Consider the following 23,600-nt stretch of genomic DNA (forward strand, 5'->3'; position numbering starts at 1 on the left):
GTCACTCCTTGGATGGCCAGTTGGAGGCAGAGGGAGGCGCAGAGGCGGGTGCATCGGTGGCGGCCAGCATGGCGCGCGTGAAGTCGGCCAGGCGTTGGCGCATCGCCTCGGGAGAGGCATTGCTGTCGAACGACTGCTGCAGATCGATCAGGTTGGCGGCGAGTTCGCTCTGCCATTGCGTGCGCTCGCCGGCGGCACGCGCGCGGTAGGTCTGCATGGCTGCGTCGGCATCTGCCGAGCGGTCACCGCGTACGAGTGTTTCGAGCGCATCCACCAGCCGCTGCAGCAGCCGGTGCACAGCGGTGGCAGAGAAACCACCCAGCATCGCCAGTGCCGGTTTGCCGAAGTTGTGCATGCTGCCGTGGTCGAACAATTGCGCTGGCAGCATCTCGACCAGGATCAGCCCGGCTATCACGCCGAGGATCAACCGCGCGCCGTAGGAGGCGTCGTACTTCGGATCGTACGTAGAAGCGGCCACATAGCGATGCGCCTGAAACAGCGTGGCAAACGACGCGCCCAGCCCCGCGCAGAACAGCAGGAACAGCGTGTTCCACAGCAGAGGCGCGCCGTCCGAATCCAGGAAGCCCCGGTCGATGTTTGCGCTCGACACGTCGGGCGACATGCCGGTGGCAATCACTGCAATCAGGAAGACGATCGCAGCGCCGGTCAGCAGCCGGATCAGCGGCACAGGGCCGAGCCACGCGAACGGATGTTCGCTGCGATGCTGCGCGTCGAGCAGTGTGACCGCCTGAGGCGTGGCCGGTGCGATGGCCGCAGCAAGCTTGCGGTGGATGGCCGCCAGTGCATGGTGCGGTGTGGCCTGTGGCGGCATCTGCCGGTCGATGAGCGCGCCCAGCTGGGCGATGAGTTCCGGCGCAACCGGCAAGCCGTGGTGCAGGGCATAGCGGGCCATGGCCGCGCACTCTTCACGCAACTGTTCAGCGAGGGCCGGGGTCGGTTGCGGCTGCGGCGCCGTGCGCGACAGCAGCCGCCGTGTGAAGGCAGGCGGGATCATGCCGGCCTCTCGTCATGGCATTGCTTGGGTGACATGCGCGGCATGACGGCGCTGGACAGACTGCGCCACGAGTCTGGGGTCTTCGCTTGCATGGTGGCCTTCGTCGGCAAGGTGGGCCGTACGCGGCCCCGGCTTGCTCCGCCGTGGATGTCGAGCGGAGCAAGTTCACTTTGCGTCGTGCATGCAAGCCCGCCAATGCAGCGGAAGTCACGAACGACGGCCTAACGAAAGACACAGGACACCAAGAGAAAACGCCCGCAGCCTTTCGGCGGCGGGCGCAATGACAGCTTGGAGATGACAACTACTACGGTGACAGTGCCTGGCTCAGGCGTGTGCAGCGTGCGGATCGACGCGGAAGAAGGACATCGCAGCGTTCAGCTCTTGTCCCTGGTCCTGCAGCGATTGCGATGCGGCTGCGGCTTCTTCCACCAGCGCCGCATTGCGCTGCGTGACTTCATCCATTTGCGAGATCGCCTGGTTGACCTGTTCAATGCCGCGCTTCTGCTCGACCGAGGCGGCGGCAATTTCTTCCATGATGTGCGTGACGCGGGCCACGGCCTGCGTGACCTCCGTCATGGTCTCACCAGCTTGGCCCGCCAGCGTGGAGCCATCGTGAATGCGTTCTACCGACGAGGCGATCAGTTCCTTGATCTCCTTGGCCGCCGTTGACGAGCGTTGCGCCAGGCTGCGCACCTCGCTGGCGACCACCGCAAAGCCGCGGCCCTGCTCGCCTGCGCGTGCGGCTTCCACGGCGGCATTCAGCGCGAGGATGTTGGTCTGGAACGCAATGCCTTCGATGATGCCGGTGATGTCGGCGATCTTGCTCGAACGGTCGCTGATGTCCTGCATGGTCGATACGACCTGGCTGACGACCGTGCTGCCCTTGAGCGCCACTTCAGACGCAGTGGAGGCGAGCGCGGTGGCGTGCTGGGCGTTGTCGGCGTTCTGCTTCACGGTGGACGTCAGCTCTTCCATGCTGGCTGCCGTTTCCTGCAGCGACGATGCCTGTGCTTCCGTGCGTTGGCTCAGGTCGGCATTGCCCGCCGCAATCTGTTTGGCTGCGCCGGCCACGCTGGTGCTGCTGTCGCGAACCTTGTCCACGATCTCGGTCAGGCGGCCGTTCATGTCGCGCAGGGCAGAGAGCAGGTAGCTTGTCTCATCCTTGCCTTGCACCTCGATGCGGCTGCTCAGGTCACCGCGTGCCACCGTCCGCGCGACATCCACAGCGGTGCGGATTGGCTGCGTGATCGAGCGCGTGATGATGATCCCGGCGATCACCGCCAGCAGCACCGCGCCGATCGACAGGCCGGCCAGTAGATTGCGCTGCATGACGTACTGCGCCTCATACGCCTGCACGAGCTGCTCCTGGCGCTCGTGCGTGTACGTGGCATACGCATCGGTGGTCTTGATGAGGGCAGCCAGCAGCGGGCGGCACTCGTTGTCCATCTTCTGGATGGCTTCGTCGCGTTTGCCCGCCAGTGCCAGCCCGACGATGTCGGTCGCCACCGGGCCGTACTGTGCTTCCACGCGGTTGATGTCTTCCACCAGCTTGCGGGCGCGGTCGCTGGTGTCCTTGGCGCCCGCAATCATGTCGTTGAGCTGCTTGAGCTTGTTCTTCACATCGTCGTGCGCCTGAAAGACGTCGGCCTTCTCCAGATCCAGGTCTTTTTGCGTGACCACGAGAACCAGGTTGCGTGCGGCGATGGCGCGGCGATCCACCGCCGTGCGCACGTCGTTTGCCACATCTGCGCGGGCGCTGATGCCGTGCACGTAGTTCGAGAACCCTTCCGTCGATTCGGACAGCGCCCGCAGCGACATGCCCGATACCACGACAACAATGGCTGCCAGCACGCCAAAGCCCGTTGTGAGCTTGGCTTTGATGGTCATCTGAGAAAGGTTCACTGCGTCCTCCGGTTTGCTGAATGGATTGAGAGGTGGTCGGGCACCGGAGCGGCTTAAAAAGAAAGACGGTCGGCGACCACGTTGTTATGTGCAACGACTGCGTACTTGAGAAAGGTGCAGGTTATGTCACGGTATGACCGATTTGTATGCGTCGGATTTTTGAGGCTCCACCGGGTTATCGGCATTGAAAAGAAAATCCTGAATAACATTCTTTCTGAGCGTTTTCACTTAATGCAAATTGTGGGCCTTTGTTTTGCCGGTGAAACCTTGCCTGGCAAGGCCTGGGCGCCATTGTTTCGAATCGTGAGACGGATTATGCAGGCTGGATAGCGCCAACGTTTTCCTACTCTATTTGCGTTATTTATATTCAGATGTTGATATTTTCACTACAGTATTCGCGATGCGTGGTTTTGCGGATGCAATTGGCGGATTACATATTTTGGTGGTGCCCGATATCCAAAGAAAACGGCCCGCGAAGCGGGCCGTCAGATCACCGCGGACGGGCGCTTGCTACAGCGCCGTGGCCGGCACCACGGGCAGCACAACCTTGGAGGGATGGGCCGCATCGCTGTAGATCGTCAGCACCCCGACGAGCGAGTTGAGCAGCGTGGGCAGTGGCGGCACGCCTTGCGGCAGGTTGCTGGCGCCCACGGCCACCCGCAGCTTGTGGCCCTTGGCGATGAGCGCACTCGTCGGGAACACCTCCACCGGCACCATGACGGCCTGGCCCGGCATGAGTGCCTGCACGGAGCTTGGGGTGAACGGATGCCATGGCTGGATCATCAAACCATTCATCGTGCGGGAACGGCTGGCGTCCACCGCGCGAAGCGAGGCTGTCTGAAGCCCATCGGTGAGTGGCGTGACGTTCCCCGCCGCGTCCACGTCGTCAATGCGGACCGAGACGCCGGCATCCAGAGCGGTGGTCGAGATCCAAACATCGGCCTCAATCGGCCCGTTGAGGTAGACATCCGCCGGCATGGGTGGCGTCTCGAACTTCACGTCGGCGGCTTCGGCGATGGTGTCGTCGGTCTGGCATGGCAGCGGGAGGAAACCCGTCAATCCAGCCGTCCATTGCGACAGGCTGATCGAACATGCGCCGTTCAGTGGCAGCTGTGCGACCGTGTTGGACGCTTCGTTTGCCGCAGGCGCGGTGGCCGACAGGCTCTTGTCGCCGCGCAGGAAGAGCTGCTGCGCCTGCACCTGCGGATGCGGCCAGTCTGTAGCGGTGGCGTAGTGGGCGAGGCCGCTCACGTATTGCGTGACGTTGGGCTGCGCATCGGCGCCCACGTTCATGCCTTTGACGTACTGGTCGAACCATTGCAACTGAATGTGGTTCAGCGGCGGCACGCCATCGACCGGCAACCCGCTGCCCAACGCGGCCTGCAGATGTGTCCACGGGCCGATCAGCAGCTTGGCCGGTGCCTGCGTCTTGATGCTCTCGTACGTGAGCGGTTCACTGCGTTGGAAGAGATCGTGCAGGCCGCCCACCACGAAGGTCGGCACCTTGATCTTGCCGTCGTTTTCCAGCGGCGAACGCGTCGCCCAGAATGCGCCGTCATAGGCTGTGGCCGTCGTGCCGAGCAGCGCCTGCAGCATGGTCGGCAACTGGAACGTCGTGACCGCAGACACCAAGTGCTGCAGCACGGCCGGCAAACCGATCGTGGGGTCAGTCACCAGCGTCGGATCGGTCAGGCTAAGCACTGATACCAAACCGAACCACGCCGGGATAAAGGTCAGGTTTGTCTGCCCACCCGTGAAGACGATGTCGCGGTAGCCATCACCGATCGGCACGATAGGGAAGGCCGCCTTGACCGCAGGATGGTTCTGCGCCGCCGTGATGACCGTCGTGATGCCGAGGTACGACACGCCGTAAAGGCCGATGGCGCCGTTGCTCCACGACTGCTGGGTCACCCAGTCGACCACGCGGCCGTAGTCGCCTTGCTCATCGGCGCCAAAGGCGTCCCATGTACCTTGCGACTGGCCTGTGCCGCGTACGTCCACCACCACCGTCGCGTAGCCGTGCTGGACGATGTACGGATCTGCCGCGCCGAGCGCTGCGCCAATCGAGGCTTCGTATTGCGCGTTGCCACCGTTGTACGAGGTTTGCACCAGCACCGTGGGGAACGGGCCGGCGGCGGCGTTGCCCGATGCGTCGGCCGGCAAGGTGACATAGGCCGCGAGCTTCGTTCCGTCGGGCATGGTGATGTACTGCGTGGCTTGGCGCGCGACGCCCGCGTAAAGCATGGGCGGGTTGTAGTCGACCCACTTCGCGTCCGCGTTGCTCTTGATGGATGTTCCCGGTTGCGCCGGTGTGGCACGCGTACCCAGCGTGGTCCAGTTGGCTGCGGCTGGCTGTACCGGCTGCGTGGTGTTTGAATCTGCGGCGATGCTGTTGGCGACGGTCGAGCCGTCACCGCCGCCGCAGCCCGACAGTGACAGCGCCGCGCACAGCAGCGCCGACATCAGCATGCGGCCGCGCCGCACGTGTGGGTTACCCATTTGCATGGGGTGTCTCCTCTTGAATGCTTTTGTTGTGTGTGGGGGGAGGGCGGCGTGCCGAGGGTGGCGGCACGCGGCCGATCGCTTCCGGTTCGGAAGCGGAGCAAGCGAAGAGGCCGGCGCAGAAGAGGGGTGGGTGACACGACCGACCGCGCGCCAGCGGGCTTGGGCGCACGGATAAAGCACCAAGCATGCCCACGGCGCGATACCCGCAGATGGCGCTGTATGGCGGTGTGGCACGCCTGTTGGGTCTCGGAACGCTACCGGCGTTACGTAACGTTCCGCGTAACGCGGGGCCTGATGCCGCCGTTTTCAGATGAGAAATTTGCACCCCACCAACGGAGGGGTGCTGCCCGCCAAGCCCCGTCCACAGGGTGTTTCAAACAGATCAAAACGACAACGCATGCATGCAAAAAGTGCGTGTGGACCGGCTCATCGGTGTTGGCATGGACGTTGCATATTCAGGCTGCGCGCCCGGCACAGGGCGCCACACGAAGAGCGCAACTACAGCACAGACAGCAAGGGGCCCATCATGAATCGCACCGTTCAAGACGTCGAAATTGCCGCTGCCATCGACTCTGACCTGCTCCGCCGCCGCGAGCAGTTTGTTGGTCAGCCCGCCGCGTGGCGGGTGTGGTCAGAAGCCGCTCATGTCGCCACATTGAATGAACGCGCACGTAACGCCTTTATCGAGCACGTGGCCAACGGCCGCGGTGCCGATATTGCCCTGCGCCTGCTGCTCAAAGCGCAGTCGATTCGCGATCAGGTTACGCGGACGCTGCTGACGAACGAGACGCCAGCCACGCTGCATTGAGTTACGCGAGGGGATGCCGGCCGCGCCAGATGTGTCGGCGGTGGGATGCAAAAGGCCTTGTCGGGAGACAGGGCCTTTTGTTTTGGAGCGATGGAAAAGGTGCCTCAGAAATGAAAATGCCCGCTCGCAGTTTTCCACGCCGATGTTCTAGAGAACTCTGAGCCGCGCCATTGCCAGCAGCTTTCTTGCATGATGCCGGATCACCTTTGATGTCGCCTTCGTACCTCGGGGCGGATAGTCCGACCATTCCGGCAACGCTAGGTCGGCGATCCCGCGCGTGGCGCCTTGCCGGCGCCGCCCGCTTGGAAGTTTGCCCCTTGGTGAAAGTGTTCATGCCAGGGACGATTTGCATGTTTGTCGCTCCGCTCCGGCTCTATGGCGCGAAGATAAGGGACGCTTCTCAGGATCACCTCACCTCACTGTGTTGATGCTTGAGGGGCTCTGTCTTGATCGGATCTTTTGATGACGTCGATCAGTTCCTGTGCAACCATACCATTCGCATAATCCGAAATGTGATCAAAATAGCTATACAAAAATCGACCGTTCATCGCAACGGGGCATATGTTGTTTTCTATGTCGCAATACAAATGGCTGGCATCATAAACGATCAATTTTGGGTGAGCCCTGGCTATCTCCGATATTTCATCGCGATAATCTTTAGTGCGAAGCAGGTACTCTTCGTATGTAATCGAGCATTCCGCATTATTTTTACGCGTCATGCTTTGATTCAAAATCGAGATCGACGTGACTCTAGACATGCAGTCCTTTGAATTCGCTAAGGTGGGATTGTCGATTACAAGGACAACATTCTTTCCTCCCGATTCAAGTCTGCCAATCGAATTACTCAAACCGACGTAGCTGGATTTCTGGGAGCTATGCGCCTCATGACTTCGGTCAGTGTAGGTCGCGTCGGTTAGAATTCTCTTGGCGGTCACCAAAACAACCGTTTTCAAATCATTGTTGGCCAATATGGAATCCATGGCGAATCTGTTCGCCTTCACGCATTCGCTGGGGTCGTCATTTCTATAAGAAGAGGTTCGCTCAACGCCAAATATTGGTGCGCACGAAGGTCTGGCAGCGATGACCCATCCATATTTGTCATCGTTGCGGGCAAGCCCCCAAAACAGAGCATCAGCTTTGCTATCCCCCCAGACTATATATCGCAGAGGCTTCTTTTTATTGCTATGGCAAAAGGGGAGGTAGTATTTATTGGGCACCGGAATACTGCACTCGTCATTCACTAGCTCGCGGCCTTGTCCTAGTGAGGCAGTCTTGGCATCGTTGCTGTGGCGAGCTACAAATCTAAAAGGCAGGCCTTCTCTACTATAGACGTTATACCCAACGTACCCGATTGCAACCATCAAGATAGAAAGCGCTGCCACCTTTGTTTTTTCATGCTTTCCCAGGCGAATGGGACGCTCGACCAATCGATATGTCAACCACGCCAGAAAGATTGAAATGAAAACCGCGGAGAATCGGACAGTTCGGCTTGGAAGTTCGCCCACGAAGATTCGAGCAAACGAGAGTAACGGCCAATGCCAAAGATAGAGCGGAAAACTAATCAATCCAAACCAAACCACTGCCTTGTTGGATAGGATCACACGATTTACCCATGCCTTAGGGCCGGCAAAAATAATTAGGACGGCGCCCAGCACAGGAACAAGGGCCCACTTCCCGGGAAACCCAATGTCTTTATTTATTCGCCAAAAGCCGTAAGCGAGAAGTAGTAAGCCAAGAAATGAGATTGCACTCGCCAACAAGCTGCCGTCGTTGATTTCCCTATCCCTAAAGATGATTCTGCCAAGCCATTCATCCAATTTCCTTGCATTAACAACGGAGATCGATGGCTGATAAATTTTCAACCATGCCAGGATACTCCCAAACATCAGCTCCCAGAATCGATTTTGCGGCGAATAGAAATCCGCCACAGCATCCGTTTTGATGTGGTGAGTGCTGAGATAAAAGGACATGGAGGCAACAAGAATCCCCGTGGTCAATAAATTAAATCGGCCTCTGTAAGCGAGCCACAACACTAGGGGCCAGACAATGTAGAATTGCTCCTCTACGCCTAAGCTCCAAAGGTGCAGCAGGGGCTTGGTGTCGGCGGCATTATCAAAGTAGCCGGATTCCTTCCAGAGCACAAAATTAGAAACAAAGGATGCTCCGCCGGCGATATGTTTGCCTAGCTGCTGATATTCGTCAGCAAGCAAGATGAGCCAGCCAATAGCAAAGCAGGAAAATAGAACAAGAGTGAGTGCGGGAAAAATTCGCTTTATTCGTCTTAGATAAAACTGAATAAAGCTAAATGTTCCCTTGTCCAGGTTTTCAAAAATAATCGTGGATATTAGGAAGCCGGATATAACAAAGAATATATCCACCCCTATAAACCCGCCATGCATCCAGCTGGGCGAGGCGTGGTAGGCGACAACGGATAAGACAGCTATTGCCCTGAGTCCATCAATATCACGACGGTACTTGGGATGTGAAAGGTGGGGAAGAGACATGAGTCTTTTTCTTCCGGAATTTGCCGCGCCTGTCAAGCTAGCCCAAATCGGGCGGTGCAAAGGAGTGGTAAAAAAATTGAAGAGCCCCGCACGGGGCGCGCCAACTGTCCATTGGCTCGAAAGAATCGATCATTGGCCGTCTCCAGATCGCCAGGGTTGCACTAGCCTCCTGCGCGCTGGCGCTCTTTGCGCTTTGCAATCGGGTCTCTGACGTTGAGGCCCGGCACGACCGCGAAGCCGAAGCTTTCCACGCGAACGCCCAGCAACAGGCGGATTTGCAGGACTGGATAAAGCGGCAAACCTCGGTCAAAGCGAGCAACTAGGCTGACACAACCATTGAAGTCTGGCGCTTGGGAAATAGACGCGTGGCAAGTCGCGCATGAAACCAGACTTCAAATTTTCCAAATGCGGATCCAAGTCCCACAGAAATTATAGCCATGGAGGCCCAGCAGGCCCAAAGTGGGAGATCAGGAGTAAAGTGCCTGATTGCTTTGGATGCGGCCGTGAGGAAAATCATATGGACTAGGTAAATACCATATGAGTAATCACCCAGTTTGCAGATAAATCGCGGAAACGTCATGCGAGAAGCTGCCAGGATAGCGGCGCTGAAGGCAGCCGCTTGCATCACAAACATGGGTGCCGCCGATTTGAACTGAATCCCGTTTGAAATCGCCCAAAGCAGGATCGCTGAGAGCATGAGGTTCGCCGGCGAAATGCGATCGCCGAGGTTCGCCATGGAGATGGATGCGAAAAGGCCGATGATGAAGAAGATGGGGTACGGCGTGATTAGGATGTAGCGTCCAGGCTGAAAAACCGGCAGGAAGTTCGTCCAGACATCAATGTCGCCAACGGGTCGATAAACGTCAATAACGACGATAAGAAGCAGCCATACGCCGAGCACACCCAGGATTTTCTGGCGAGACAACCCCAGCGTGATCAAGCCGTAGGTGACCACATAGAACGCGATTTCGTAGCACAGGGTCCAGTAGGGAATGGCGTACGTCGTATTAATTTGCCCGGATGGCTGCAAGGTAAGCGACCTAGCGGTCAAACTCCAGTCGACATGGGCGAGCTTCAGGGTAACGAAACTAATTAAGATCGCGATCCAGAATGGCGGATAGATTCGCACGGCTCGTTTCAACAGGAATGTTTTGCCCTGATCAAGGCAATACCCCATAACAAAGCCGGAGATTACGAAGAATAGACTTACACCAAGTCGCCCAAAGTTGATTAATAGGAATGGATGGTCGTCGACACCCTTCGTGAACGCGCCCCAGAAGGTGACGTGTTGAAGCACAACCAGCAAGCAGGCTATTGCCCGAAGTGCTTGGATACCCTCGAACCTATTTTGTACAGTTGAGCTCATTATGGATCGCCGAGTAAGAGTTGCGCGATTCTATCCGTTCTCGCGCTTCTTACCCAGCCGCCCGATGCTCACAATGCGGCATCTTGTTGTCGCGCAGGATCGCGGTCATAGCCTCAAGGTGCGCGAGTCGGGATTCAGCCACGCGTCCAAGTCTTCCGGCTTGATGTGCGCCGGGCCGCGGTCGGCCCGCCCGTGATGGGGCAGGCACCTGCAAGCACGAGTAGGCTGCGCATGTGGGTTCTACAGGTCTGATGGAGTAGCGCCTTTCTTCAAGGCGCAGCCGCAGATCATCGACGCAATGCCAATATCGGCTATTGGCTTCGCTGCGCTGAGTTACTGCAGTACCGCGCATCGTGCGAAACCGTGCAGACGTAGTAGTCCGAAGTGCGCAGGAACTCTTGTCTGAACGTGCCAGCAATTTGCTTGTCCAGCTCCAAGGCCTTGTAGAAAGATGAATAGGCAGCGTTGGAATCCCCCTTGTCCATCGCGGAGTGCCCCATGTCGTCGTACATGATGGCCTCTAATTCCTTCAGCCCAATGGCATCCAACCCCTCGCGCTTCGATTGCGCAATGAAGGCCTGCATCTCGGGATAGGAGCCACCCCAACGAGGTGTCAGCGTCGCGATGTAGCGACCTCGTGCCAGATGATTGGAAGGGAGTGCCTTATTCGCTATGCGGACCAGTCGCAGGGATCCCGCACTATCCCCCTCTTGTTGGGTAATGGCGAGAAGATGGAAGGCTGCGAGATACGGTTTGGGGGTCAATTCCAATGCCCGTTCCAATTCGGGGCGGGCTTCGTCATGGAGCGCACGCATGCGGGCAATCTTTTCCGGGGACGTCTGGCCGATGAATTCATTGCCACGGGCGACCCCTGATTGGAATCGCAGAAACACCCCGAGCCCCAGATGCGCGGAATACGAATTCGGTGAAGTACGAACCCATTCGCGTGCTGCGGCCTCCTGCGAGGGCGTGAGCTTATAGAACGGCCGGAAGGCATTGCGAAGCTCGATTTCGGTTGCCTTGCCGGCCTCGAAGCGCGCCTGCAAACCGTTCAGGCTGTCGTCGAGTTGCTTGAACTGGTGTTTGTCGAGGGCGGCTAGCGTCGGGTTCGATTGTGCGCAAACCGAGAGCGAAAGTAACAGCGCCAGCAGGGCGCACGAACTATGAAAGAAGCGGAGTCGCATTTTCTGATGAGGTGCACGAAGCATTGATGGTCCCGGGACTGTGTATTAACAAACCGGACTGGCGAAAGACTGACGTAGGTAACGAGTACGCCACTTACAAATGAGCTTCGCGGGATATTACTCGACAATGCTTCTCGACGACCTGTTCTGCACTTCCAGTTGGTAATACCCAAAATGCGCAAGCGGCGTCGACTGGGGCCGACTTGGTATTGTTTCTCACGTGGCAGACTCATTCGGCTTAATCTCCAACTCCACCGCTGTTGTAAAGCCATTGTCGTTCAGACTATGAACGACACGGCCAACCGACCATCCCGTTCCATCAATCTGCGGCTTCCACCCGCTTAGCCGCGCAGTTCTTCAGCCGATTGCAGCGCACGACCCAGGGCGCATCTGCAAAGGCCCACAGCGAGCGCTTGCCGCACGAGGGACACGTGCCGTTCTCCAGCTTGTTCGATCGTTCCTTGAAGCCGTAGTCGTGCACCAGGCGCGACGCAAGGGCGGAGGAGAGGTCGAGGTTCATTGCGATCAGGGGGATGGGTCAGTCGTCGACATCGCCGGCGGCGCGGCGTTTGAGGTCGACGGTGGATCGGTTGGCGCGGCGGCGCTCGCGCACCGTTGCCATCGCCTTTGCGGCGGCGGTGACAGCGGTACGCAGCAGCGGCGACATGGCGTCGTATGGGGTGGTCAGGCGCAGGAAGCGGTGCATCCGGCGCACGTCCATATCGGTCACGACCGGCTCAGGCATGGCGGGCGCTCCTGCAGAAGAAGCCGAGCCACACGCCGCGCCCGTAGCAGACGACAAAGAACACCGACGCGGTGAACATGCCGGCCTCGCCCGTGACGTGCGTCAGGTACAGCCACACTGGCTGGCCGAGCAGCCCGACCACGGCGCCCCAGCGCTGCGTGCGCGGGCTGTAGTTGAGCAGCGCCACGGAAACGAAAGCCGTCAGCAGCATCCAGAGATTGACCAAGGCGAGCATTATGCGGCCTCCGTCAAAACGCCGTAGGCCATCAGGCCCGTGACGACAAACGCGCCGCCGATGCACACCACGGCCACCCACAACAGCACACGCGCAAGCCCGTTGAAGGGATTCGGCTGCGCGGTATAGCCGTTGACGGTCGGGTCGTTCTTGCTGCGCCAGGCGAAGAGGAAGCCCACGGCAGCGGCCTGCACGGCCAGGGTGGCGAACATGGCAACGAGCTGCAGGACGTTCATGCGGGCCTCCCGACCAGGCGAGCCGAGCCGGCGCGTGCGGCCAGGCCGAGCGCTTCAGCCGTGCGCATCACGGCCATGAGCGCATCGGTGCTGGATGCGGCGATGGTGTGGAACGACAGCCGACGACCGCCGGCGGCAACGCGGACGAGGTAGGTTTTCATGCCGGCCCCCTCAAGCAATGCCCTGCAGGCTGTTCTGGCGCGCTACCGGCGCGAGTACGCCAATGGGCTGCGTTTGCATGCCCAGCAGCCGGGAGACGTGCTGTAGGTTGGCGTACAGCTCCACCGCGAGCGAAGCCGTGCGGGCGTTGGCAAGTTCTTTGGCCAGGGTGCCACGATAGCGCAGCGCTGCCAGCCGCTGCGGCACGGTCATGCGGCCGGTCTCTTGCGGCACTAGGCGGCCTTCCAGCACGTCGAGCACGCCGTCCGCCAACACCAACCTCGACAACGGTCTCTCGCCGTCGACCTGGACGGTGGAGCAGTATTCGCTCTCGATCGCCATGTATGGCGATATGATCGACCTGAACACGGTGATCCTCGCCGACCCGAGCCATCAACGGCGGTACGAACGGCATCACCGATCGCCGAGCGCTCTGGAAGCGGGCGAAGGCCGCGCTGCACGCCTGACCCATCCTAAAACCATCGGTTTGCGGATTTGCGCAATTTCGCAATTTGCCATCGCAGCCCCGCCCAGCGCGGGGCTTTTGCTTTTCTGGAGGGCCAAATGGCCGTCAATACAGCCCCACACGGTGAGCATCTGGTCACTGAGACCATCGTCGAAGCCGAGTACTACCCGGACCACGTCCAGCGCACTGAGTCCCCTACGTTCCGCCACGCAAAAGCGGAAGGGCACAATGCTGGGCTGGTTTGCGCCATCAGCGGGCAGCCAGATCCTGAGTATCACCACCTCTTTTGCGAGTGGGCTGACTCGGACGCTGTTGACGGGGAAAAGGTGCGCGGTGTCGCGCTCGGCACGGTTACCGAATTGCCGGTGCTGGATCCGCATACCGATCAACCGACCGGCAAGACCTTTCCGGCTAAGCAGTCGCTGGTTTGGCTGATCTGCAAGCTCGCTGAGCTACGCGGCTTCGACTGGAAGGCATTCGATCCGGCGCGGCCTGAGCTGTTCGTCGACTCCATGCAGAACATGCTGCCTGTCGCGATGAAGTTCCACCGCTCGCCGACGCACGGCATCCACCACCGCAGTTTCCCGACCTACATCTTTCAGGCGTACCCGCGCAAGGTGGGCTTCGTGTTCACGCCGGATGAGGTCACTAACCCGGAGCAATCATGAATCGCAAGCTGAAATACCTGCTTGGCGCGCTGGCCATCGCTGGCTACGGTTTTGCCGCCGTGCAAAACCCCGCGCTGATTCCAGGCTTTGTCGCCTACGTGTCGAGTGCCGTGCAGCAGATCAGTGCTCAAGCACCCGCCGCGCAGCCCACATCTGCGCCGGCCCGCCGCCCTGGCATCGACTCCGACGGCCGGTCAGTAATTCCGCCTTTCCTCCTGCAGTTCAATCCCTAGAGGTTCCACCATCAAGCGTTGCATCATGCTGCTTGCGGCAGGCATCGCCGCGACCGTTCTCGCCGCGTGCGCCAGCGCGCCGCAACTGACGTTCGATCAGCAAGTTGCGATCGCCTGCGGCGGCGCCCAGGGCGAGATCGCCATCCTGAAGGCCGACAACGTCTTCACAGGGGGCGCTGCCGATACGCTCACCAAAGACATTGAGCCGGCCATCAATAAGGTTTGTAAGGTTGGCGCCACCGTGACGGATACAAGCCTGCAATCGCATTGTGAATGCCACGCTACCACTGGTCAAACAGGTTATCGGTGCATCCTCGCTGCCGCAGGACAAGAAGAACGCGGCCGATGCGGCGATCGATACCGGCGTACGGGCTTTCAATATTGCGATCAAGCTGGCGCCGGCTGCCACGTGGTCTGTGCCGGCCCCTGCTGCGTCTGCGCCAGCGGTGAAATGACACCGCAGGACTAAGCCAGGCTTGCGCAGCGGGCCTACCAACTGCAGCCGCAGATTGGTGCAGCGGCCAGCGCTGCGCGCGCGATTGTGGAGGGCGACGCGGTCGCCTTTCCGGGCTCCGACAACCTCGCATGCTGGCTAGCGGACCTAGATGCCGATGCGATGCATGTTGACGGCTTCGGTGCATTGCACCGCGGATTTTGGAAGGCGTTCAGCACCATCAGCGCGCAACTGCTCGCGCTACCCCCGCCAGCCGTGACGGTGGGGCACAGCGAGGGCGCTGCTCTGGCGATTCTGTTCGCTGCCGCACTGTACAAAGCGGGCCGGCCGCCGCGCGCCGTGTACGGATTCGAGCCTCCCCGCATGAGCGCCGACGACACGCTTGCGGCGCTGCTTACCGCGCACGGCGTGCAGGTCAACCTGTACCTCAATGGCCAGGATGTTGTCCCACTGGTGCCGCGCCTGCTGCGCCCGTGGCAGCATCCCGCGCCGGTGATCGAGATTGGGCGCGCGGCATGGCCGGTGCCCAACGTCGAAGATCACAAGCTGACCCGAGTTATCCAGGCGCTTTCGTAGCCGAAAGGGGCCGAGCCGATTATCATTGCAGCCACTTTCTAGGCAAGGAATGGCGGCATGGGCACCCTTCGTTACGTTCTCGCGCTCCTCGTGGTGCTCACGCACACGGGTTTTAACATCGGTCGCTTCATCCAAGGTGTGTCGGCTGTAGTCATTTTCTTCCTGATCAGTGGCTTCGTAATGACTGCCCTGATACAGAAGAGCTACCCAACCGTCGAGCGGATGCCTGCATTCCTCCTCGACCGGGTAATGCGCCTTTTCCCGCAGTTTCTTTTCTATCTGGCGCTGACAAGCACTCTGATGCAGTTCTTCGTGCCGACATACGCGTTGCCGCCGGAGCTAGGCCTTGAGCTGAAGTACATCGTGCTCAATTATTTGATGCTACCGATGGGCTTCTACATGTACGTGAGGCCGGACAAGTGGCTGATCATGCCGCAAGGATGGTCGCTTGGCTTGGAGTTGACGTTCTATATGGTGCTGCCGTTCATCCTGGCGTTTCGGGCGCGCGGCCTGACGTTTGCCTTGTCCATGGTTGTGTTCATCCTCGCATGCACTGGGATGATTCCGACCAACACCTGGAGCTACCGATTGTTGCCGGGTACGTTGTTCATTTTCTTGTGCGGCAGCTACATGTTCAGCGGTACCGCCAGTGAGCGACGCATTGCCCTCGGGGGGGGGATGGTCGTGTGTGCTGTGCTGTTCGTGGGCAGCAGATTCTTCCCGCAGCTTGGCTGGCCAGAGAATTCTGAGGTGCTGATTGGTGTGCTAATCGGAATCCCGCTTGTGTACTGGCTCACCTCCCTGAGAACAGGAAAGGTGGACGCCTTCCTGGGTAACCTGAGTTACGGCATTTACTTGAACCACTTCTTTCTGATGTGGGTTGCCGAATTCTTCAAGCTCAAGTTCCAGAGCGCCGAGTTCATGGTGTTCATGCTGATCGCCACGAACGTCTTTGCCGCCATTTCCTTCTACGCGATTGAGTGCCCGGTGATCAGGCTGCGTCACAAGTTGCGCAGACAAGCTGCTGCTGGTGCTGCTGCGGCTGCCTAAGCGACTAGAGAGATTCTTAGTTTGCCGCCCGATGCTCAAAATGCGGCATCCCGTTGTCGCGCAAAATCTCGTCCATAGTCGCAAGGTTGCTCGGGGCCCGGCAGCGGTACCAACCCTCAGAGATTTCTGGCGGAGGCCAGCGGGACAGCAGCTATCCGTGCGAAAAGTACGAGCGCGAGCCGGGGGTCGACTAGGGGAAGAAAGTGGCAACGGCGTGTCAGTGCAGCCGTTGCAATGACCCAGCAGGCAATCTATGACCCAAGCATTGCGCTTGGCTGCCTGCAGAGCCTTATAAGTACTTGGCGGAGAGAGGGGGATTCGAACCCCCGATAGGCTATTAACCTATACACGCTTTCCAGGCGTGCGACTTAAACCACTCATCCATCTCTCCGGAAGCCCGCGATTGTAGCACACCGGGCGAGCTAGCCAACCCCTCCGGCCTTGGTCAGGGCCAGGTTGTCGGTTCTTCGCGTGGCGAGCGACCGAGGGTGTCCACTATTGCTGACCTCAGCCGTTTGAACGTACGCTTGGCCAGCAAAAAAATCACAAAAGCCAAGGAGACCACCGCCCCATGGATTTGGACGTCAACCACAAGCCGGTCAGCGTTGATTGCGACCCGGCCACGCCCCTGTTGTGGGTGCTGCGTGACCACCTGAACCTGACCGGTACGAAGTTCGGCTGCGGCGTTGCGGCATGCGGCGCCTGCACGGTGCACGTGGACGGCACGGCCGTGCGGTCCTGCGTGCTGCCGGTCGCGGCTGTCGCCGGCAAGCACATCACTACCATTGAGGGACTTGCCGGCGCCGAGGGCAAACGCCACGCCTTGCAACAAGCCTGGATAGATGAGCAGGTGCCCCAGTGCGGCTACTGCCAATCCGGCATGCTGATGGCCGCGGCGGACTTGCTTGCCCAACACCCCGATCCGAGCGATGCCGACATCGACGCGGCCATGACCAACATCTGCCGCTGCGGCACATATCCGCGCATGCGCGCCGCCATCAAGCGCGCCGCCAAGGCGTTGCGGGAGGCCAGCGCATGAACGCGAAGACAACGAAACCGCGTAGCGGACGCCGCCGTTTCCTGCTCGGCGCGCTTGGCATTGGTGGCGCACTGGTGGTGGGTTGGGGCGTCATGCCGCCGCGCAGCCGCGTGGGCGATCCGGGCGTCTTCCCCGAGCACAACGGCGAGATTGCGCTGAACGGCTGGATCAAGATCACCCCCGAAGGCAATGTCGTGCTCGCGATGCCGCGTGTGGAGATGGGGCAGGGCATCCACACCGCGCTCTCGATGCTGGCGGCAGAAGAGCTGGACATTCCGCTCTCGCGCGTGAGCATCGAAAGCTCGCCCGTGGAGCGCATCTACGGCAACGTCGTCGCCATGGGCGACAGCTCGCTGCCGCTGCACCCCGATAGCGCCGACAAGACCTGGGCACGCGCACTGCATTGGATCATGGCCAAGAGTGCGCGCGAGATCGGCCTCATCATCACCGGCGGCAGCAGCAGCACCGCCGATGGCTGGCAGCCCGTGCGGGAGGCCGCCGCTACGGCGCGCGCAGCGCTGGTGGAAGCGGCGGCGCGCGCATGGAACGTGCCGGCTGCGCAAGTCAGTATTCGTGAAGGCCAGTTGATCGGCCCCGGCGGCAAGCAGTCCACGTTTGGCGGCATGGCCAAGTCGGCGCGCGGTATTTCTGCGCCGTCCAATGTCACGCTCAAGCCGGCTTCGCAATACCAGTTGATCGGCAAGCCGGCGCCGCGTAACGATCTCGCGGCCAAGACAGATGGCAGCGCGCGTTTCTCCATCGACACGCGTTTGCCCGGCATGCTGTATGCCGCGGTGGTGATGTGCCCGGTGTTTGGCGGCAAGCTCAAGACATTCCAATCGAAGGCCGCGCTTGGCATGCCGGGCGTGCGTTACGTGGTGCCGTTCGAGGGCACCGCCGGCGGCGCACCTGGCGTGGCAGTGGTGGCAGATCACTATTGGCAGGCGCGTCAGGCGCTGGCAACGCTGGAACCCGTGTGGGACAACGGCCCGCATGCCAAGCTCGATTCCGCTGGCATTCGGCAGCAGCTTGTCAGCGCGCTCGACAGCGACAAGGGCGGCTTCACGTACCGCTCGATGGGCGATGGCCTGAAAGCCTTTGACAAGGCCGATGGCGCCACCATCGTCGAAGCGGAGTACACCGCGCCGTATCTCGCGCACACGACGATGGAGCCGATCAACTGCACCGCGCAGGTAACGGCGGACGGCGTGCATCTTTGGGCGCCCACGCAGGTCGCCACGCTGGCGCAACTGGTGGCGGCGCGCGCGGCGGGTGTCAGCGGCGACAAGGTTCATATCGATATCCCCCTCATCGGCGGCGGTTTCGGGCGACGGCTGGAATCGGACTTCATCGGCCAGGCCGTGACCATCGCCACAAAGACCGAAGGCAAGCCCGTGCAGGTCATCTGGTCGCGTGAAGAGGACGTTCGCCACGACTTTTATCGCCCGCAGACCATCGCACGGCTCAAGGCGCGTGTCGAGAACGGCAAGGTCACGGCGATTGCGTCGCGCAGCGCCGGACAATCGATTCTGGCGGGTGAGCTGGATCGCCTGTTCGGCGCGCCGTCGGTGGGTATCGACCGCTACACCGCCGAAGGCCTGTTCGATCTGCCGTACGAAATCGAGCACGAGCACATTGCGCACCTGGCAGTCGATCTGCCGGTTCCCGTGGGGTTCTGGCGCAGCGTGGGGCACTCGTACAACGGGTTCTTCATGGAGGGCTTTCTCAACGACGTGGCGGCGGCAGCCAAGCTTGACCCGTTGGCGATGCGGCGTGACTTGCTGAAGGCCCATCCGCGTGAGTTGAAGGTGTTGGACACGGCAGCGCAGGCGGCCGGTTGGGGGCAGCCGCTGGCACCGGCCGCCGACGGCGCGCCACGTGCACGCGGCATTGCCTTGCACCCGAGCTTCGGCTCCGTGGTCGCGCAGGTCGTGGAGGTGTCGATGAAGGACGGCAGACCGCGTGTGCATCGCGTCGTCTGCGCGGTGGATTGCGGCACGGTGGTCAATCCCGGCATCGTTGCGCAGCAGATGGAAAGCGCGGTCATTTTTGGCCTGACGGCAGCGCTGTATGGCCGGATCGATATCAAGAACGGGCAGGTCGTGCAGTCGAATTTTCCGGACTATGCGGCGCTCAAGATGGCCGAGACGCCTGTCATCGAAACGCACATCGTGCCGAGCACCGCGGAGCCCAGCGGGATGGGCGAGGTGGGTGTGCCGCCAATCGCTCCGGCCGTGGCCCATGCCGTGGCGCAGTTGACCGGCAAGCCGGTGAGGCAGTTGCCGATGGTGTGATGCTGCAGTGTTGAAACGAAAAAGCCGCAGGTTTGCGCCTGCGGCTTTTTCTTTGGAGCAATTCTGCCGGGTTCAGGCCGCGTCCGGAAACACGGGTTCGCCCAGATTCAGCATCAGGCGATTCGCCCACGCAAAGATGGCCACCGCGTGTATCAGGTCGAGGATCTCCGCGTCCGTCAGGCCAGCGGCCTTGAGCGGCTGCAGGTCTTCGCCGTGCACATCGCCCTGGCGCAGTGTCAGGTCGATCGAGAACAGCACGATGGCACGCTCACGCGCATTGGTGCCTGCGATGTGCGGGTCTTCAAAAACCTGCTTGATCACATCGTTGCGCTTGGCAAGCTGCTCGAAGCGCTGCGCGTGGACAGACGCGCAATACACGCAGCCGTTCACGCGCGACACCACGGCGCTGGCGAGTTCGCGTTCCGCCCGCGAGAGGCCACCTGGCGCATACATGATCGCGTTGAACGCCGCCGAGCGCTGACGCAGGATCTCTGGCTGATGAACGAGAAAACGGTAGTAATCGGACGTTTTCGCCTTTGGGTGGCTTTCTTCCAGTACGGCGAGCTGCTCGGGCGTGGCGCGGTCGAGGTCGACCACATCGAGCCACGCTTGCCACTCCAGCGATTCGTTGGTGAAGCCGTGGGCGCGGATGATCTCGGTCATGCTGCGGTCTCCGTGGAGGCGGTGGCGCTGCCGCTGCCGGCGGCTTCGCGGAGCGCGCGCAAGCCGGCGACCAGCCGCGTCTGATACGACAGAAAGGCGATGAGCTGCGCGAGCGTCACGACGTCGGCCGTGGCGAGGCTCGCTGCGGGCAAGCGCAACAGCGCATCGCGGTCGCCTTCGATGGGGCGCTCGACGAGCGTGCGCGTGAAGGTGAGGATGGCGTGCAGGCGCGCGTCGCCCAGCGTGTCGACATTGCCGTGGTCGACGGCTTGCAAGACATCTGCATCGACCGGCGTGTTCGCGAGGCGTGCGCGGTAGTGTTCGGCCAGTTCAGCCGCCGGTGTCAGCCGGCAGGCATAGAGCGCGACGAGCAGGCGTTCGCCCAACGTCAGGCCGGGCAGGGCTGCGTCGAACAATGCGTCGTAGCTGCCCTGCGTGGCCGTGGCGACCTTTTCGCGGGCATGGCGCAGCGCTTGCGTGGCGCTGCCGTCGTCCAGGCCGGCAACCTGGTCGACCACATCTTGTGCGGGCGTGAAATCCATCGATGAAAGACTCCGAGAATCGGGTACGGACGCGCCGCGCGCGGCCACCGCGCTGGCGAGGAAGCGAAGCACTGCTGCCCACGACTGGGCGTCGGCGCGGGCGTTGGCGCGGGGCTCGCCGCCGCCGGTGCTGATGCGGCCCGACACCGGGTGCGCATAGACGAGCTGCGTGGTCGGCACGTACGGGAAGACGATGGCGTGCCCCGCGCCTTCGTAATCGAAATGCTGGACGGGGTAGGGGTGGCGTACCTCGGCCAGTTTGGTGGTCACCATGCGCGAGTAGTCGCTCGAGGGCCACGAGCCGTCATCGGTGGCGGAGAGCAGCAGCACCGGTCCACGCGCGCGCTCGATGCGGATGCGCGCGCGTGCCACGGCATCGGCATCCTGCAGCGCCGTGCGAATAGCGCGTTCATGCCGATGCGGCGCGGGGCCTTCGTCAAACGGTGCCCAGGTCGCGGTGCGGTTGCCTTCCCACAGGTGCGGTAGCGGCTGACCGCGATACAGCCACGTCGGGCCTTCGCGGCCGACAGCAGGGTCTGCGGCGTTCTGCCCGCTGTGCACGACGGCGCCCGGCACGTAGCCGATGACCGCAGACACGGCTTCTGGGAACGTCGCCCCGAGCAGCAACGCGAGTTCACCCCCGCGCGACTGGCCGCTCACGGCAACGAAATCGTGCAGCGGCGCCACGCGTTTGCGCAGCCAGGCGAGCGCGCGCTCGAAATATTCCAGCGGCGTATTCGAGATGTAGTCCGACAGCCCCGGCGCCTTGAAGTACGCCAGCGCAAAGGCCGCATAACCGTGCGAGGCATACAGCGCCGCGCGCGGTTCGTTGGTGCCGCCGCCCGACCCGTTGAGGATGAGCACGGCCGGGCGCGGGCCCGGGTGCGCGTACGGGTCGGGCAGGTACAGCGTGCCGACCAGGCCCTCTTCGTTGTCCGGCGCGCGCACATCGTGGCGCGTCACACCCGGGGCGGCCAGCCGTTGGACGAAGCTCGCATGGACGGACTCGCCCTCGGCCGTGGCCGTGAGCGTGGTTGTTAGCGGCTCTGTCGCGGGTAGCGGAAATACCTCGCGCGCTGTTCCGTCCTCCGGGCGCTGGCTCCAGATGATGCCCATCGCGCTGACGCCGGTGTAGTCGCCCGAGACGGGAGCGTCGCGCGTGAGGTCCACGGTGCCTTGCGCGTCGGCGACAAACGCGGCGCGGCTGTGCCACAGCACGCCGTTGCCGCGACGCGTTTGCGCGACGATGCCGACCTGGGCGCCGGGCGCAAGCCCCGTCACGACGATGCCACGCGATACGTCGATCAGGTCATCCGCCGGCGTCACGCTGAGCGCGAACGTTCCCATGGCGCTTACTTGCCGTCCTTGGTGACCATTTGGGCTGCCGTACGATCGCTCGTCATCGGCGTCACCTTCAGGCCCTTCTTGGCGGCCCACACGTTCTGGTAGTGGTACAGCGGCATCACGCCCACATCATCCGACACCAGCTTGACGGAGTGGCGCAGGATGGCCGCGCGCTTTTCAACGTTGAACTCTTCAGTGGAGGCGTTCAGCGCGTTGTCCACGGCGGGGTTGCTGTAGTGGCCCCAGTTGGATGCGCCCAGTCCCTTCTTGGTGTCGACGGTGGCCAGCACGTTGACCAGCGCGTAGCTCGCCTCGCCCGTGCCGTTGCCCCACGCCAGCATGCTCATCGCATATTCATTCTTGTTGGCGCGGCCGGAGTAGACCGACCAGGGCACCACCTCCACGCGCGCCTTCACGCCGATGCGGGTCCAGAACTGCGCCACCGCCTGCGCTGTTTCGGGGCCTTGCGGATAGCGGTCGTTGGGCACGTGCATCACGAGGTTGAAACCCTGCGGAAAGCCCGCATCGGCCAGCAGCTTCTTGGCCTGCGCCGGGTCGTAGGCGATGTCCTTCACGTCGGGGTTGTAGCCGTACGTGTCTGACGGCATCCACTGGTTGGCGACCGTGGCGGCGCCTTGCAGGATGCGGTCGACGATCGCCTTGCGGTCAATCGCCAGCGACAGCGCGCGGCGCACGCGCACATCCAGCAGCGGATTGTTCGGCAGCGGCTTGCCGTCGTTGCCGGTGATGTACTGGTTCTCGCCCTTGCGGAAGCTCGGCTGCAGCAGCATCACGCGCAGGCCCGGATAGGCGAACACCTTCACGTTGGGCGACTGGCGCAGGCGGGCAAGGTCAGACACCGACACCTTGTCGATAACATCCACTTCGCCTGAGAGCAGGTTGGCCGTGCGCGCAGCAGCATTGTTGATGTAGCGGTAGTTGACCTTCTCCCAGAGCTGCTTGCCGCCCCAGTAGTTGTCGTTGCGCGCCATCACCACGCGATCGCCGGGCACATACGAGACGAACTTGTACGGGCCGGTGCCCACCACGGCACGGCCGGCGTTGTAGTCCTCAGTCGACGATTTCTCCCCCACATGCTTGCTGACGATGTGCACGGATGCGAGGTTCAGCGGCAAGTCCGGGTTCGGGATGTTCGTCTTGATGATCAGCGTGAGCGGGTCTTTGGCCGTGACGGACTCCACCGTGCGCAGATAGCCGGCGAACGTTGCCACGCTACCCGGCACGCTGCGCGCGCGTTGGTACGAGAAGATGACGTCGTCCGCGGTGAACGGCTGGCCGTCGTGCCATTTCACGTTCGGGCGCAGCTTGATTTCCCAGGTCTTCGGGTCCAGCGTCTTCCACGACAGCGCCAGGCCCGGCTGCAGCTTGTTCCACTTGTTTTCAACCAGCAGATCCCAGAAATGCACGTCGACGGAGCGGTCGCCAGCGTGGTTGTTCAACTGAGGGTCCAGCGACGACAGCGGATCGGCAAAGGCGATGTTCAGCGTCTGCGCGCTGACAGCGCCAGCGCCAGCGGCAGTCAGCACGGCAATGGCAAGCGATGAAGCGAGGAGGCGTTTCACGTTGATTTCCCTTTTTCCCTTTTTGTTGG

The 23,600-nt window shown here is 61.4% G+C and carries 23 protein-coding genes and 1 tRNA gene; 7 read left to right on the forward strand and 17 right to left on the reverse strand.

Annotation, left to right across the window (positions count from 1 at the left end; genetic code table 11):
* Window position 1: 1 nt before the first annotated feature.
* The 3 genes from ACTJK4_RS11910 to ACTJK4_RS11920 all read right to left on the reverse strand — a co-directional run bounded on the left by ACTJK4_RS11910 (window position 2) and on the right by ACTJK4_RS11920 (window position 5,422).
* Window positions 2–1,015 (reverse strand): hypothetical protein, encoded by a 1,014-nt coding sequence (locus tag ACTJK4_RS11910; RefSeq protein WP_440817987.1) that lies wholly within the window; start codon window positions 1,013–1,015, stop codon window positions 2–4.
* A gap of 324 nt (window positions 1,016–1,339) precedes the next feature.
* A complete protein-coding gene (locus tag ACTJK4_RS11915; protein ID WP_260802714.1) occupies window positions 1,340–2,902 on the reverse strand; it encodes a methyl-accepting chemotaxis protein in 1,563 nt (520 codons plus the stop codon).
* A gap of 525 nt (window positions 2,903–3,427) precedes the next feature.
* Window positions 3,428–5,422: a CocE/NonD family hydrolase gene (locus ACTJK4_RS11920; protein ID WP_440817988.1), complete on the reverse strand. Its 1,995-nt coding sequence runs from the start codon at window positions 5,420–5,422 to the stop codon at window positions 3,428–3,430.
* Between the two features lie 526 nt (window positions 5,423–5,948).
* Between ACTJK4_RS11920 and ACTJK4_RS11925 the strand changes: the two genes are divergently transcribed.
* On the forward strand, window positions 5,949–6,230 hold the full coding sequence (locus tag ACTJK4_RS11925; RefSeq protein WP_260802286.1) for a DUF7696 family protein: 282 nt from the start codon (window positions 5,949–5,951) through the stop codon (window positions 6,228–6,230).
* A gap of 416 nt (window positions 6,231–6,646) precedes the next feature.
* On the opposite strand, the gene ACTJK4_RS11930 is transcribed toward ACTJK4_RS11925, so the two are convergent.
* The 9 genes from ACTJK4_RS11930 to ACTJK4_RS11970 form a co-directional block, all read right to left on the reverse strand.
* On the reverse strand, window positions 6,647–8,734 hold the full coding sequence (locus ACTJK4_RS11930; RefSeq protein ID WP_440817989.1) for an acyltransferase family protein: 2,088 nt from the start codon (window positions 8,732–8,734) through the stop codon (window positions 6,647–6,649).
* Window positions 8,735–9,053: 319 nt separating this feature from the next.
* A complete protein-coding gene (locus tag ACTJK4_RS11935; protein ID WP_440817990.1) occupies window positions 9,054–10,100 on the reverse strand; it encodes an acyltransferase family protein in 1,047 nt (348 codons plus the stop codon).
* Between the two features lie 311 nt (window positions 10,101–10,411).
* A complete protein-coding gene (locus tag ACTJK4_RS11940; protein ID WP_433867476.1) occupies window positions 10,412–11,284 on the reverse strand; it encodes a hypothetical protein in 873 nt (290 codons plus the stop codon).
* 319 nt (window positions 11,285–11,603) lie between these two features.
* Window positions 11,604–11,804: a hypothetical protein gene (locus tag ACTJK4_RS11945; RefSeq protein WP_440817991.1), complete on the reverse strand. Its 201-nt coding sequence runs from the start codon at window positions 11,802–11,804 to the stop codon at window positions 11,604–11,606.
* 18 nt (window positions 11,805–11,822) lie between these two features.
* Window positions 11,823–12,029, reverse strand: coding sequence for a hypothetical protein (locus ACTJK4_RS11950; RefSeq protein WP_440817992.1), 207 nt, complete (start codon window positions 12,027–12,029; stop codon window positions 11,823–11,825).
* A complete protein-coding gene (locus ACTJK4_RS11955; protein WP_440817993.1) occupies window positions 12,022–12,264 on the reverse strand; it encodes a hypothetical protein in 243 nt (80 codons plus the stop codon). The genes ACTJK4_RS11950 and ACTJK4_RS11955 overlap by 8 nt, the downstream gene beginning before the upstream one ends.
* Window positions 12,264–12,500 (reverse strand): hypothetical protein, encoded by a 237-nt coding sequence (locus ACTJK4_RS11960; protein WP_440817994.1) that lies wholly within the window; start codon window positions 12,498–12,500, stop codon window positions 12,264–12,266. The genes ACTJK4_RS11955 and ACTJK4_RS11960 overlap by 1 nt, the downstream gene beginning before the upstream one ends.
* A complete protein-coding gene (locus tag ACTJK4_RS11965; RefSeq protein WP_232040547.1) occupies window positions 12,497–12,661 on the reverse strand; it encodes a hypothetical protein in 165 nt (54 codons plus the stop codon). Before ACTJK4_RS11965 ends, ACTJK4_RS11960 begins: the two co-directional genes overlap by 4 nt.
* Window positions 12,662–12,671: 10 nt before the next feature.
* A complete protein-coding gene (locus tag ACTJK4_RS11970; RefSeq protein ID WP_440817995.1) occupies window positions 12,672–13,001 on the reverse strand; it encodes a hypothetical protein in 330 nt (109 codons plus the stop codon).
* 222 nt (window positions 13,002–13,223) lie between these two features.
* On the opposite strand from ACTJK4_RS11970, the gene ACTJK4_RS11975 reads away from it, so the two are divergent.
* Complete coding sequence (locus tag ACTJK4_RS11975) at window positions 13,224–13,793, forward strand: hypothetical protein (RefSeq protein WP_440817996.1); 570 nt, start codon at window positions 13,224–13,226, stop codon at window positions 13,791–13,793.
* Window positions 13,790–14,026 (forward strand): hypothetical protein, encoded by a 237-nt coding sequence (locus ACTJK4_RS11980; protein ID WP_440817997.1) that lies wholly within the window; start codon window positions 13,790–13,792, stop codon window positions 14,024–14,026. Before ACTJK4_RS11975 ends, ACTJK4_RS11980 begins: the two co-directional genes overlap by 4 nt.
* Here ACTJK4_RS11980 and ACTJK4_RS11985 read toward each other — a convergent pair.
* Window positions 14,016–14,417 (reverse strand): hypothetical protein, encoded by a 402-nt coding sequence (locus ACTJK4_RS11985; RefSeq protein WP_440817998.1) that lies wholly within the window; start codon window positions 14,415–14,417, stop codon window positions 14,016–14,018. The two genes, ACTJK4_RS11980 and ACTJK4_RS11985, sit on opposite strands and share 11 nt — an antisense overlap.
* Window positions 14,418–14,567: 150 nt before the next feature.
* Between ACTJK4_RS11985 and ACTJK4_RS11990 the strand changes: the two genes are divergently transcribed.
* Both ACTJK4_RS11990 and ACTJK4_RS11995 read left to right on the forward strand, forming a co-directional pair.
* Window positions 14,568–15,056 (forward strand): lipase family protein, encoded by a 489-nt coding sequence (locus tag ACTJK4_RS11990; RefSeq protein WP_440817999.1) that lies wholly within the window; start codon window positions 14,568–14,570, stop codon window positions 15,054–15,056.
* Between the two features lie 57 nt (window positions 15,057–15,113).
* Window positions 15,114–16,106 carry an acyltransferase family protein gene (locus ACTJK4_RS11995; RefSeq protein ID WP_440818000.1) on the forward strand — a complete coding sequence of 331 codons (993 nt, stop codon included), beginning with the start codon at window positions 15,114–15,116 and terminating at the stop codon, window positions 16,104–16,106.
* 300 nt (window positions 16,107–16,406) lie between these two features.
* On the opposite strand, the gene ACTJK4_RS12000 is transcribed toward ACTJK4_RS11995, so the two are convergent.
* Window positions 16,407–16,497 (reverse strand) — tRNA-Ser (locus ACTJK4_RS12000).
* Between the two features lie 180 nt (window positions 16,498–16,677).
* On the opposite strand from ACTJK4_RS12000, the gene ACTJK4_RS12005 reads away from it, so the two are divergent.
* Together ACTJK4_RS12005 and ACTJK4_RS12010 are read left to right on the forward strand one after the other, a co-directional pair.
* The gene (locus tag ACTJK4_RS12005; protein ID WP_440818001.1) at window positions 16,678–17,145 is read left to right on the forward strand and encodes a (2Fe-2S)-binding protein; all 468 of its coding nucleotides are present in this window, start codon (window positions 16,678–16,680) and stop codon (window positions 17,143–17,145) included.
* Window positions 17,142–19,439, forward strand: a complete 2,298-nt coding sequence (locus ACTJK4_RS12010) for a molybdopterin cofactor-binding domain-containing protein (protein WP_440818002.1) — start codon at window positions 17,142–17,144, stop codon at window positions 19,437–19,439. Before ACTJK4_RS12005 ends, ACTJK4_RS12010 begins: the two co-directional genes overlap by 4 nt.
* A 72-nt stretch (window positions 19,440–19,511) precedes the next feature.
* On the opposite strand, the gene ACTJK4_RS12015 is transcribed toward ACTJK4_RS12010, so the two are convergent.
* The 3 genes from ACTJK4_RS12015 to ACTJK4_RS12025 are packed head-to-tail and all read right to left on the reverse strand — an operon-like array spanning window position 19,512 to window position 23,571.
* Window positions 19,512–20,102, reverse strand: coding sequence for a peroxidase-related enzyme (locus ACTJK4_RS12015; RefSeq protein WP_440818003.1), 591 nt, complete (start codon window positions 20,100–20,102; stop codon window positions 19,512–19,514).
* Window positions 20,099–21,991, reverse strand: coding sequence for an acyl-CoA thioester hydrolase/BAAT C-terminal domain-containing protein (locus tag ACTJK4_RS12020; RefSeq protein WP_440818004.1), 1,893 nt, complete (start codon window positions 21,989–21,991; stop codon window positions 20,099–20,101). Before ACTJK4_RS12020 ends, ACTJK4_RS12015 begins: the two co-directional genes overlap by 4 nt.
* A gap of 5 nt (window positions 21,992–21,996) precedes the next feature.
* Entirely contained in the window at window positions 21,997–23,571 is a 1,575-nt protein-coding gene (locus ACTJK4_RS12025; protein WP_440818005.1) for an ABC transporter substrate-binding protein, read from the reverse strand.
* Between the last annotated feature and the right edge of the window lie 29 nt (window positions 23,572–23,600).

Source organism: Ralstonia sp. 22111, assembly GCF_052045895.1.
Lineage (GTDB): Bacteria > Pseudomonadota > Gammaproteobacteria > Burkholderiales > Burkholderiaceae > Ralstonia > Ralstonia wenshanensis.